General features: G+C 45.5%; 12 protein-coding genes. 3 read left to right on the forward strand and 9 right to left on the reverse strand.

The window, feature by feature from the left end:
- The 5 genes from B9J87_RS00775 to B9J87_RS00795 all read right to left on the reverse strand — a co-directional run.
- Positions 1 to 269, reverse strand: a 269-nt coding sequence (locus B9J87_RS00775) for an ExbD/TolR family protein (RefSeq protein WP_094149185.1), incomplete at its 3' end; no start/stop codon positions are given.
- Positions 266 to 814, reverse strand: a complete 549-nt coding sequence (locus tag B9J87_RS00780) for a MotA/TolQ/ExbB proton channel family protein (RefSeq protein ID WP_013856854.1) — start codon at positions 812 to 814, stop codon at positions 266 to 268. The genes B9J87_RS00775 and B9J87_RS00780, both read right to left, overlap by 4 nt.
- Positions 814 to 2,154: a MotA/TolQ/ExbB proton channel family protein gene (locus B9J87_RS00785; protein WP_047689424.1), complete on the reverse strand. Its 1,341-nt coding sequence runs from the start codon at positions 2,152 to 2,154 to the stop codon at positions 814 to 816. Before B9J87_RS00785 ends, B9J87_RS00780 begins: the two co-directional genes overlap by 1 nt.
- Positions 2,151 to 2,924 carry a DUF3450 domain-containing protein gene (locus B9J87_RS00790; RefSeq protein ID WP_019282153.1) on the reverse strand — a complete coding sequence of 258 codons (774 nt, stop codon included), beginning with the start codon at positions 2,922 to 2,924 and terminating at the stop codon, positions 2,151 to 2,153. The genes B9J87_RS00785 and B9J87_RS00790 overlap by 4 nt, the downstream gene beginning before the upstream one ends.
- A 155-nt stretch (positions 2,925 to 3,079) precedes the next feature.
- On the reverse strand, positions 3,080 to 3,856 hold the full coding sequence (locus B9J87_RS00795; protein ID WP_017042499.1) for an MBL fold metallo-hydrolase: 777 nt from the start codon (positions 3,854 to 3,856) through the stop codon (positions 3,080 to 3,082).
- Positions 3,857 to 4,021: 165 nt separating this feature from the next.
- On the opposite strand from B9J87_RS00795, the gene B9J87_RS00800 reads away from it, so the two are divergent.
- The 3 genes from B9J87_RS00800 to B9J87_RS00810 all read left to right on the forward strand — a co-directional run bounded on the left by B9J87_RS00800 (position 4,022) and on the right by B9J87_RS00810 (position 7,382).
- The gene (locus tag B9J87_RS00800; RefSeq protein ID WP_017044733.1) at positions 4,022 to 4,729 is read left to right on the forward strand and encodes a glycerophosphoryl diester phosphodiesterase; all 708 of its coding nucleotides are present in this window, start codon (positions 4,022 to 4,024) and stop codon (positions 4,727 to 4,729) included.
- A gap of 118 nt (positions 4,730 to 4,847) precedes the next feature.
- Positions 4,848 to 5,681: a CPBP family intramembrane glutamic endopeptidase gene (locus B9J87_RS00805; RefSeq protein ID WP_094149186.1), complete on the forward strand. Its 834-nt coding sequence runs from the start codon at positions 4,848 to 4,850 to the stop codon at positions 5,679 to 5,681.
- A gap of 189 nt (positions 5,682 to 5,870) precedes the next feature.
- The gene (locus tag B9J87_RS00810) at positions 5,871 to 7,382 is read left to right on the forward strand and encodes a M28 family metallopeptidase (RefSeq protein ID WP_094149187.1); all 1,512 of its coding nucleotides are present in this window, start codon (positions 5,871 to 5,873) and stop codon (positions 7,380 to 7,382) included.
- 40 nt (positions 7,383 to 7,422) lie between these two features.
- Here the strand turns inward: B9J87_RS00810 and maiA are convergent, their stop codons facing one another.
- The 4 genes from maiA to hppD are packed head-to-tail and all read right to left on the reverse strand — an operon-like array spanning position 7,423 to position 11,303.
- Entirely contained in the window at positions 7,423 to 8,073 is a 651-nt protein-coding gene (gene maiA / locus B9J87_RS00815) for a maleylacetoacetate isomerase (protein WP_047689412.1), read from the reverse strand.
- A complete protein-coding gene (locus B9J87_RS00820; protein WP_094149188.1) occupies positions 8,070 to 9,083 on the reverse strand; it encodes a fumarylacetoacetate hydrolase family protein in 1,014 nt (337 codons plus the stop codon). The genes maiA and B9J87_RS00820 overlap by 4 nt, the downstream gene beginning before the upstream one ends.
- A 23-nt stretch (positions 9,084 to 9,106) precedes the next feature.
- Entirely contained in the window at positions 9,107 to 10,237 is a 1,131-nt protein-coding gene (locus B9J87_RS00825; protein ID WP_094149189.1) for a homogentisate 1,2-dioxygenase, read from the reverse strand.
- Positions 10,230 to 11,303 carry a 4-hydroxyphenylpyruvate dioxygenase gene (gene hppD, locus B9J87_RS00830; RefSeq protein ID WP_094124345.1) on the reverse strand — a complete coding sequence of 358 codons (1,074 nt, stop codon included), beginning with the start codon at positions 11,301 to 11,303 and terminating at the stop codon, positions 10,230 to 10,232. Before hppD ends, B9J87_RS00825 begins: the two co-directional genes overlap by 8 nt.
- Positions 11,304 to 11,462 lie beyond the last annotated feature (159 nt).

Consider the following 11,462-nt stretch of genomic DNA (forward strand, 5'->3'; position numbering starts at 1 on the left):
AGATGTTCTAGGGTGGCCTCTACACGTTCAACATCAATCAAGCGTTTGTCGATGTAAATATCATTGGATGCATTGATAGCGACAAAAATACCCGCATCTTTCTGACTCACCGCGTGAGAAGCTTGAGGACGGTTAACCTCAACACCTGATTCACGAACAAATGAGCTGGTGACAATGAAAAAAATCAGCATGATAAAGACGATGTCGAGCATCGATGTTAAGTCTATCTGCGCCTCATCATTTCTTGGCTGGCGTCTGCCTAATCTCATCGCAAACTCCTTAACGATTTTTCTAATTTTAATTCAAGTAGATGACACTTTTTTGCAAGACGAGCATGCACAAACATGCCCGCAAGGGCCGCGACCATTCCGGCCATTGTCGGTAATGTGGCCAATGAAATGCCAGATGCCATCAATTTAGGATCGCTACTGCCTTGATTTGCCATCACATCAAACACAGAGATCATTCCGGTGACTGTGCCGAGCAGCCCTAACATTGGGCAAAGTGTGACGAGCAGTTTGATCATGTTAAGGTTGTGGCGCAGCATCTGCTGTGCTTCACCAAGCCAACCCTCGCGAATGGCATGGGCATACCATGAATGGTGTTCCGCGCGTTGATGCCATTGCTCTAACCACCCTTTTCGATATTTAGGAAAGCTCAATACCACAAACAGTACGCGTTCGATGATCAACAACCAATAAAGCGCCACCACCCCAGCTAGCCACCATAAGACGATACCCCCTTGCTGCATAAACTGCTGCAAGGTTGTTAGCCAGTCATTGCTGAGCAGTGCGCTTGGCAATACGCTGTTCATTACGCCGCATTCCTCATTGAAGCTTGGCATTCTTGCTCTGCTTGCGCAGCAACGAGGCCAATCCCCTGTTTTTCTAAAATAGAGCGAATATTTTCGGCTTGAGAGCTTAAGATATTATGAGCTAATAATAGTGGAATCGCAGAGACTAAACCCAGAACGGTAGTCACCAAGGCCATTGAAATGCCGCCCGCCATTACTTTTGGATCACCGTTACCAAATTGTGTGATCACTTGGAAGGTTTCAATCATGCCGGTCACCGTACCCAATAGCCCAAGCATCGGCGCAATCGCAGCTAATAACTTCAGCATCGATAAGCCTTTTTCCAAATGCGCTTGTTCATCGACCACCGCTTCCAGCAAGCGCAGCTCCAACGCTTCTACGCTGCGATTTTGCTCTTTGTTATAGACGCTGAGTACACGCCCCAATGGGTTATTACCAATTTTCTGTACATCTTTAAGCTGCGCTTTGATCTTGTGGTGAGTCATCACCAATGCGAAGCCGCGATAGAAAGCGATGATTAAACCAATACCAAGCAGTACCAAAATGATGTTACCAACCGCACCACCCATTTGTAGCCGTTCGGCTAATGTTGGTGTAAGGGCTAGCTGTTCAAGCATGATGCCACGCGAAGGATCGACCACTAAGCTTTCGATTTCCCCCGTATTTAGGCCAGAGAAAATCGGTCCATTGTCCGGTTGTTTCAAATAAGCGGTGGCGGCTTGTTTATCCCCGTTCCATTTGACATAACCTTGCTCTGTCACCAAACCAAAGGTTCCAATACGATAAGCGGCCACATTTTGCGTGACACCGTCACCATTGATAAATGCGATCTGAACGCGGCTTAGCTCACCACTGGCGATGATCTGTTCAACATAGCTGTGCCATAACCCCGTCAGCTGCGGCATCGAGGGTAAAGATTTTGCGGCGACAATTTCTTGTACCCGCGATGTATACTGATGGCGATCAACCGCAGTGATGGAAGATTCCAATTCACTGCTTAATGCTTTGGCATTTTGGCGTACCACACCAAACAGCTCTCCAAGGCTTCCTGTTTCTAAGCGAAGCTGCTCTTCTAAACGTGCTAGTCGGTTTTCATTATTACTGAATTGCGTGCTTAGCTTATCCGCTTGCGCTTGTAAATCTTGGCGCTGAGCTTCTAGCTCTGCTTTGGCGCGGCGTAGCTGCTGTTCGGTTTGTTTAAAACCCGCTTCGCGTTCGATATTGTGCTGCTGTTGCTGTTTGTTTTCCACTTTGGCGTTGCTGACTAATTCCGTAGAAGCAAAGCTGTTGAAAGCCAATAGTGTTAAACAGAGTGATGAGAGAGAGAAAACCATCTTCATTTGCTTTGCTCCTCTACTAACTCAAGTGAAACAGGTATCGTCATTAAGTTTGGTGTAATTAAATTGTTGGCCATTTTGAAAGCGGTATCTAAATCGGCATATAGCCCACTATCGACATCGGTCCATTGGTGCGAGTTTTGGCTCCAGCTCCAATACTGTTTGCCATTTAAGCTACGAGCCACCAGCGATAAACGGCCAACGTATAAAATGTCAGCTTCAATGGTTTTGTTTTCATTGAGCACCACTGCGCCTTGATAAACACCCAGTTTAGTGCCGTAGTCAATTTCGATTTGGTACGCTTCAAGAATACGGCGGTATTTTTCAGCATCGCTGACATCCGATCGCACCATCATCGATTCCAGCTTTTCTAAACGCTCTAAACGCGTTTCGCGCTTTAATGGTTTGTCGTTTTCGATTAGGGTACGTAGCCCGTCGATCATCTGATACATCAAAGGAACGATGCCTTGGCGAGTCAGTTTTATCTCATCAATTTGTGACGATAAACTTTGCGCTTCCTGATTCTGGTTTTCCACCAGCGATGCCAAGTGATTACGATAAATAGTGAGATTTTTCACTTCTTCTTTTAACTGATCGATATCAGCTTGCATCAGCAACGCTGATTGAGAACTGTGATTGATGTTCTGTTGGCTGGCGACTGAAGCCGAATTGGTTTTATTTTGGATGGCATTCGCGTCACTGAGTGTAGAAGCATTTACTGCGAACAAACTGGTAGTCGCCACCAAGGACAAGCTGATTTTTAAAAGATTCATAGACGTTATTCATTACCTTCAACGAAGTGTTATCACCTTGTTGATAAAAGCTCTCATTATCATCAAGGATCGCATTCTAACGATTTTTTCTGGTGCAAACAACCACAGTATGCGGCGAACACTCTTTGTTGATGAGTTTTAAAGCCACCTACCCTTTATTTACCTTTACTGACCCCAAATTGCCAAACAGACTTCATTAAACTTTTGACTTTTATTTTGACCACTCGCCAATGTGTGATGGGCCGTATAGGTGCGGTATTTAGCAAGTGTTGGTAGGTTTTTTCGCTCAAACGCCCCTCTTTGCCGTGTGCAAGAAGCAGTGTTTCTGGGTTGAGCTTGAAGATCCGTTCAAGTGACTGGCGATATTGATTGGGATGGAAAATAGGAAAAGGGGCAATCAACTGCTTTTTCACTTCAACCATTAAATCGGCAACATACACAATGCCTTGCTGTGCATGGTAGACAGACAAATCTCGGTCGGTATGCCCTGGAGTTTCTAATATTTGCCATTCGTTAAAATGAGGAATAGTGTCGCCATCGTTGAGCTTAATGTCAGGCTTTAAGACACGTGGATACCATAAATTCTGCCGCGGGCGGCCTAAGCGATTCGCCATCCAACGCGCAAGCGCAAGATCGGCTAGATGCATACAAAATCCGTCCAAGCCACGATACCAGTCATGATCTTTATTGGCAGAGATGATTTTACAACCCGTTAATGCACGCAATTGATGAGCCGCCCCTGCGTGATCTGGATGCATGTGAGTTACCACAACGGTATGCAGATGTGAAAAAGGACGGTTCAGTTCATTCTCAATGAAGTGCTGCAACGTAGGAATGTCTGCTCGACTTGCACCGTCTAGCAGTAATAATCGTTCTGGATATTCAGCCAGATACATATTCTGAATATAGCCTTTGATCGTATGTAGCTTCACCGTTATCCCTACTTGACAGATCAGACCTCCTGCCTGATGTTGGATAAGCATAGCATTAGCGAAAGTGATGTCCAAAGCGCGTCGTCTCTCATTTCCATCAATTTGAAGACAAAATAGAAGGCGCGCGCTATGCTGAGCCGGTTTTAATTGTGTAGAGATAACGCTATGAAGCCTATGATTATTGGCCACCGCGGAGTGGCCGGCCATTACCCTGAAAATACGCAAGTGAGTGTGCAAGCCGCTATTGATTTAGGCCTAAAGTGGGTTGAAGTGGATGTGCAACCGACTCAAGATCATATATTGGTTGTTTGCCACGATCACACCATTGATCGTTGCAGTAATGGTAAAGGACGCATTGATTCTTACACGCTTGAGCAATTACAACAGTTCGATTTTGGCGGTTGGTTTGATCCTCAATTTGCAGGCGAACCCATCATGACATTAGAGACGTTGCTGACACTCGCAAAGCAGCACAGCCTTGGTTTAAACATTGAAGTAAAAGTGGATAAACACGATGTTGCTCAAGTCGCTGCTCAGCTTAAAGCGCAACTGGATCAATGTGGATTACCGAATGAACAGATTGTTCTCTCCAGTTTTAGCCACGCTATCATGCGCGAGCTTTATCAGCATTGTCCGGGTTATAAATTGGCGGTGTTGAGCGAGCGATTAACGCGTAAAGATAAGCAAGTGTTAGCCGAAATTGACGCCTTTGGCTGTAACCTTAACTATCAATGGATCAGTGCAAAGCACATTGCCGAGTTACATCAAGCGGGTTACCAAATTTGGTGCTACACGGTGAATAATCCGAAAAAGTTCAAACATCTCAACTCAGTTGACGCCATTTTTAGTGACGATCCACAGTGCTTTTTGTAAGCCTGCAAGCGTTTAGCTGACTGGTAGAATCTCTTTATTGAGAATGATTCTTCATAATGCGCCACTCTTCCACTCTGTCATCACTCAATAATATGGATGATTTCCTAAGGTACTCTCTATGATACTTGACTCATCGTTATGGATTTGGATCCCGCTGCTTTTTGCCGTTATCTTCAGTTTTCAAAAGCAGTTACGTCCAGCATTCACCTTGCTAGCACTGTCGTTAGTGGGCGGATGGTTCACAGACCGATTATCGTTAATGGCCCTGCTGTATGTCGCCATTGGATTATGTGGTGCTTATTACATCCCACAACTGAAAGGCCGCTGGAAATGGTTTGCTCATGGTGCGTTGCTATTATGGGCAATTGCACTGCTGCTGCATGCTATTCCTGGTTTTAATAACCCTAAAGTGCTGGATAATGTGGTTGCTGGTGCCAATAGTGCCCCCTTTCGTCTCTACTTGAACCTAGATAAACCTATGGTATTTTTTGCTTTGCTACTCGCTTGGCCGCCACTCCTTGGCAACCATCAAACCATTTGTTGGGCCGCGATCGGTAAAGTGTCGATTCCTCTTTTTGCTTTGCTTTTTGTCGCATGGGCGCTTGGGGCGATTAAGCCCGAGTTATCTTTACCGACTTGGTGGTGGCTCTTTGCTCTCAATAATTTGCTTTTAACCTGTGTGGTGGAAGAAGCATTTTTCCGGGGCTATTTACAAAAAGCCGTTAGTGAAAAATTCGGTCTATGGCTCGGTATTGCGCTCGCTAGTACCCTATTTGGTCTTGCGCATTTTTCTGGCGGCGTGACTTTGGTACTATTTGCCGCATTAGCTGGTATTGGCTACGGCGCGATCTATCATCTAAGCGGGCGTTTATGGACGGCTGTACTCTTCCACTTTCTCTTTAATTTTTCCCACCTTATTTTCTTCACTTATCCAGTATGGGTACAGCGTTAAAACCTTTAAGCCAGCTGAAGTTTTCGCTGGCTTTTTTCTTTTTTTCAGTCGATGAAATACCTTATTGATAGTTTAGTGACAACCGTTATGAACAACTGAGTATAAAACGAATTGTTCTCATTATTCCTATTTTTGGCCTAGGGTTTATGGTCAACGTCATGTTGATAATAATACTCCAGGGAGGAGAGAATGAACCAGAAACAAACGTTATTGGCGATTGCGCTAGCAGGCTGTTTCAGTACCGCTTATGCAGAAGAAAAGGTGTGGATTTCCATTGGTGGTGACGCGACGCAAACGGCGCTTCGCTCTGGAGCCCAAAGTCTATTACCTGAAAATCTTATCAATCAAACATCAGTATGGGTTGGGCAAGTACCAGTAAGCGAGTTAGCGACGCTTTCACATGAAATGCACGAAAATCATCAGCGATGTGGTGGTTATATGGTCCACCCTTCTGCACAAAGTGCGATGAGTGTCAGCGCAATGCCGCTGAATCTAAACACTTTCAGTGCACCAGAAATAACTCAGCAAACCACCGTTAATGCTTGGTTACCATCAGTATCAGCGCAACAAATCACCAGTACCATCACCACCTTAACCCAGTTTAAAAATCGCTTTTATACCACCTCGACTGGTGCTCAAGCATCGAATTGGATTGCAGATCATTGGCGCTCACTCTCTGCGTCACTGCCCGCAAGCAAAGTAGAACAAATCACACATTCAGGCTACAACCAGAAATCGGTAATGCTCACAATTACAGGCTCTGAAAAACCTGACGAATGGGTGGTGATTGGCGGGCATTTAGACTCGACACTTGGTTCTCGAACCAACGAAAGCAGCATTGCGCCGGGTGCGGACGACGATGCATCAGGTATCGCGGGCGTGACAGAAATCATCCGTTTGTTGTCTGAGCAAAATTTTCGTCCTAAACGCAGCATCGCTTTCATGGCTTACGCTGCTGAAGAAGTGGGCCTTCGAGGTTCACAAGACTTAGCCAATCGTTTTAAAGCCGAAGGTAAAAAAGTAATGTCTGTGATGCAGTTAGACATGACTAACTACCAAGGTTCACGCGAAGATATTGTGTTTATGAGCGATTACACCGACAGTAATTTTACCCAGTATTTGACACAACTATTGGATGAATATTTACCGTCATTAACCTATGGATTTGATACCTGTGGCTATGCCTGTTCTGATCATGCCTCTTGGCATGCGGTTGGTTACCCAGCTGCGATGCCTTTTGAATCCAAATTTAATGATTACAACCCTAATATTCATAGCCCGCAAGACACTCTGCAAAATTCCGACCCAACAGGATTGCATGCGGTGAAATTTACTAAACTTGGATTGGCTTATGTGGTTGAAATGGGTAACGCCTCAACACCGCCTACGCCGAATAATCAACTGAAAAATGGCGTACCTGTGAACGGTTTATCGGCCAGCAGAAATAGCAAAACCTGGTATCAATTCGAACTGTCGGAAGCGGGCAACTTGAGTATTGTATTGTCAGGGGGAAGCGGCGATGCCGATTTATACGTTAAGTATCAAACTGATGCCGATCTACAGCAATACGACTGCCGTCCTTATCGCAGTGGCAATAATGAAACGTGTCAGTTCTCCAATGCTCAACCGGGCCGCTATTCTATTTTGCTGCATGGATACAACAATTACAGCAATGCAAGTTTAGTGGCGAATGCTCAATAAACAGCGCAAAGAGAAGCCAGCCGCAAGGCTGGCTTTTCGATTAACTCTCAGCATCGGGCTGGTTTTCTGGTGCGGCGGCAATAAACGCCGGATGAGCACGAAGCTCAGCAGTGATTCGTTTGATGATCGGAAACTGCGCCATATCAAGATTAAAGCGCTCCGCGTTATACACTTGTGGTACTAAACAAACATCCACTAAGCTCAGTTGATCACCAACACAGTACTCCCCTGATACTGTCGCCAATTTCTTTTCCAAGGCATAAAACCCCGTGGCTATCCAATGCCGATACCAGTCTCCTTTTTGACTTTCATCTACGTCCAGTTCACGCGTTAAATATTGTAAAACTCGTAGATTGTTCAGTGGATGAATATCAATAGCAATGTCTTGCGCCAGTGCTTTAACCTGATATTTCTCTTTACCTGATAACGGAACCAAACGTACTTGGGGATACTGGTCATCCAAATATTCGATGATGGTTAACGACTGAGTAATGCAATGTCCGTTATCTTCCAGTACCGGAATTAACTCACTCGGATTGAGAGCGCTAAACTCGGCTGAATGTTGCACTCCGCCCTCCTTAACTAAATGGATAGCAATCGACTGGTAATCGAGCGCCTTGAGGTGAAGTGCGATGCGTACTCGGTAAGCGGCTGAAGAGCGCCAATACCCATATAACTTGAGGCCACTCATGACCCTTTCACCACGCGTTGATCGATTAAACCAAACAAGCTGTTCCCTTTATCATCACGCATTTCTAACGTTATCCTGTCACCAAATTTCATAAATTCGGTACTTGGTTTACCGTCCCGAATGGTTTCAATCATTCGCACTTCTGCAATGCATGAATAACCGACTCCCCCTTCAGCAATCGCACTGCCAAAATCGGTTCCCTGTTTATTAGAAACCGTGCCAGAACCAATAATAGTGCCCGCGCACAAGGGGCGCGTTTTTGCTGCGTGAGCAATTAACTGTGGAAATTCAAACGTCATGTCCACGCCAGCATTGGGGCAACCAAATGGTTTATTGTTATAGGTTGATAGCAATGGCAGGTTGAGTTTTCCGCCGTCCCAATGGCAGCCTAGTTCATCGGGTGTCACAGCGACGGGAGAGAATGCCGAAGACGGTTTGGATTGAAAAAACCCAAATCCTTTAGCAAGCTCTTGAGGGATCAAACCACGCAGTGATACGTCATTAACCAGCATTACCAATCGAATCGCTTGCGCAGTTTCACTTGGGGTTGCACCCATTCTGACATCATCGGTGATCACGGCCACTTCGGCTTCAAAATCAATTCCCCATGCTTCATCTTGCATTTGAATATCATCACGCGGTCCAAGAAAAGCATCCGAACCACCTTGATACATTAACGGATCACTCCAGAAACTTTCAGGGATCTCAGCTCCTCGTGCTTTTCGTACTAACTCGACATGGTTGACGTAAGCAGAACCGTCGGCCCATTGATACGCTCTAGGCAGCGGCGAATGACACAAGGTTTGATCAAACAGCATCTCTTGCAGCAATTCGCCTTCATTCAGCGCCGTATAAATTTCGCTGAGCATCGGTGCGGTTTCCTGCCAACGGTCTAAGGCTTGCTGTAAATGCTCGGCAATCTCAGGCACAGCAACGCATTTTGATAAGTCATGGCTGACCACTACCAATAAACCATCTCTTGTGCCGTTTTTTAGCGTAGCTAACTTCATGTCACTTCCTTATTCTTATTCGTTTATTCGCTCTTCCAACTGTAGACGTACTGTTGATTTTCAACCTGCTGCGCCGCCTCACTAAAGTGTAATGCATGCCGCGTATCAATCATCACTGCCACTTCATCGGTAAATTTTTTCTTATACTCTTGCCCAGCTTGGAACGCTTTCGGATGTGGGCCATGGGTAAACCCGGCAGGATGAAAAGTGACCATGCCAGCTTCAATATTATCGCGGCTAAAGAAATCACCCGCATGGTAGAAGAGCACTTCATCGTAATCATCATTGTTATGATAAAACGGAACCTTTAAAGCGCCGGGGTCACTCTCAATCGGCCGAGGCACAAAGGTGCAGACCACAAAACCTTGGCCAACAAACGTTGTGTGAGCGGAGGGCGGCAAATGATAGCGATGTGACATCAACGGTCGAATATCACGCCAATTGAGTTTCACCACGGAAAGATCGCCGTGCCAACCTACTGCATCCAATGGGTTAAATGGATAAGTAATGACGCTGATTTTCTCATGACGTTTTAAATGAACTTGGGTGGTCTTTTCTGAATACTGCGCTTTAAACTTCGGGTTAATTGATGGGACTTGCAAAACCGCAGGATCGAATATGGCGTGGTTCCCTACTAGCCCTTTTTCTGGCAAAGCATACGCCGCATCCGTATTCTCTATCATTAGAATGAACATCGGCTCGCTTGGCTCAAGTCGCCAATTGGTTGAGCGCGGGATCAACACATAATCCCCTTGTGAAACGCTCAAGTGTCCGTAATCGCAATAAAAATCAGCGCTTCCTTGATGAATGAAAAGCAGCTCATCACCATCGGCGTTACGCACTAAATGATCCATCGCCTGAGCCAGCTTCCATACTCGTACTTTACATTGTGCATTATGCAATAGGTGCGGCACGCTCCACGGTGAACTTTGTTTGGCTTGCTCGATCAAATTAAAATTAAAGGCTCTCGGCCTTAACTCACCTTGCCATTCACTCCACCCAGTCGGTGCATGTTGGTGATGGAAATGGGCCGCAGGGCCAAAAAAGCCACTGCGTCCTGCTTCTCTTTCATAGATGGCCTCTTGCGGGAAGTCGGCATGAGCTTGGTTTGAACATACCCCTTCTCGATGAGGAAATGTGATCCATTTATGCATCGCTGAGTACTCCTCGTCGAATTTGATCTTCTTCAATCGACTCAAATAACGCTTTGAAATTACCTTCCCCGAACCCTTCATTGCCTTTGCGTTGAATGATCTCAAAAAAGACTGGGCCAATGACGGTTTGAGTAAATATTTGCAGCAAAATTCCATCTTTCATCGGTGCGCCATCAATCAGGATCCGCAGCGCTTTTAACTGATCAACATCTTCTTGATGCCCTTCAACTCGATCACTGACTTTTTCGTAGTAAGTATCCGGTGTCGGCATGAAATCCATCCCTCGCTCTCGCAGAGTACGTACCGTCTGGTAGATATCATCAGTGGATAAAGCGATGTGTTGGATCCCCTCACCATTGTATTCACGAATAAACTCTTCTATTTGTGATTTATCGTCAGACGATTCATTGATTGGGATACGAATTTTGCCGCAAGGCGCTGTCATTGCACGGCTAACTAACCCCGTTAGCTTCCCTTCAATATCAAAATAGCGAATTTCACGGAAGTTACCGATCCGCTCATAAAAGCCAGACCAAACGTCCATGTGGCCTTGTTTGACGTTATGCGTTAAGTGGTCAATTTCGAACAGACCAACATTGGCGTCGGTCATTCGTTGATTAGCATCGGCATAGAACTTGAAGTCCACATCATAAATGCTCTGGCTACCATAACGATCGACAAAATAAAGCAAGCTATCGCCAATTCCATAAATCGCAGGAATACTCAGCTCCATTGGGCCAATTTGTGTTTTGTATTCTCGCCCGCCATTTGCCTGCACATGCTGCATGGCGACAGATGCATCATGAACGCGAAACGCCATCCCACACACTGAAGGTCCATGCACTTTGGCAAACGCTGCAGCTTGGCTATGGGGTTGAGAGTTAACGATAAAATTGATATCCCCTTGACGATATAACCACGCCTCTTTTGAGCGATGTTTGGCTATCTCAGCAAAGCCAAGAGAAGTAAACAGCTCTTTTAACTGCGCGATTCCAGCGGGATCAGCCGCGGTGTACTCCACAAATTCAAAACCGTCTGTTCCCAATGGGTTAAATGTTGAGGTCATCTCGCGCTCCTTTTTTGTTAACGCTTGTGTTGAGTATTGCGAACATGGCGTAATTTTCAGCAAAAATGAACCCTATAACGAAAAACGGTTTAGCGGAGAACAAACAGTGTCAATGTAATTAAAATGTTACACAAATCTATTAATGAGCAATAGGATAGT

Origin of the sequence: Vibrio sp. V19_P1S1T109, assembly GCF_002241375.1 — a bacterium.
GTDB lineage: Bacteria > Pseudomonadota > Gammaproteobacteria > Enterobacterales > Vibrionaceae > Vibrio > Vibrio anguillarum.

What these genes read in the sequence shown, in the direction of transcription:
- B9J87_RS00780 (WP_013856854.1), bottom strand. Translation starts at nt 814, where the DNA reads ATGAACAGCGTATTGCCAAGCGCACTGCTCAGCAATGACTGGCTAACA.
- B9J87_RS00785 (WP_047689424.1), bottom strand. Translation starts at nt 2,154, where the DNA reads ATGAAGATGGTTTTCTCTCTCTCATCACTCTGTTTAACACTATTGGCT.
- B9J87_RS00790 (WP_019282153.1), bottom strand. Translation starts at nt 2,924, where the DNA reads ATGAATCTTTTAAAAATCAGCTTGTCCTTGGTGGCGACTACCAGTTTG.
- B9J87_RS00800 (WP_017044733.1), top strand. Translation starts at nt 4,022, where the DNA reads ATGAAGCCTATGATTATTGGCCACCGCGGAGTGGCCGGCCATTACCCT.
- B9J87_RS00805 (WP_094149186.1), top strand. Translation starts at nt 4,848, where the DNA reads ATGATACTTGACTCATCGTTATGGATTTGGATCCCGCTGCTTTTTGCC.
- B9J87_RS00810 (WP_094149187.1), top strand. Translation starts at nt 5,871, where the DNA reads ATGAACCAGAAACAAACGTTATTGGCGATTGCGCTAGCAGGCTGTTTC.
- maiA (WP_047689412.1), bottom strand. Translation starts at nt 8,073, where the DNA reads ATGAGTGGCCTCAAGTTATATGGGTATTGGCGCTCTTCAGCCGCTTAC.
- B9J87_RS00820 (WP_094149188.1), bottom strand. Translation starts at nt 9,083, where the DNA reads ATGAAGTTAGCTACGCTAAAAAACGGCACAAGAGATGGTTTATTGGTA.
- B9J87_RS00825 (WP_094149189.1), bottom strand. Translation starts at nt 10,237, where the DNA reads ATGCATAAATGGATCACATTTCCTCATCGAGAAGGGGTATGTTCAAAC.
- hppD (WP_094124345.1), bottom strand. Translation starts at nt 11,303, where the DNA reads ATGACCTCAACATTTAACCCATTGGGAACAGACGGTTTTGAATTTGTG.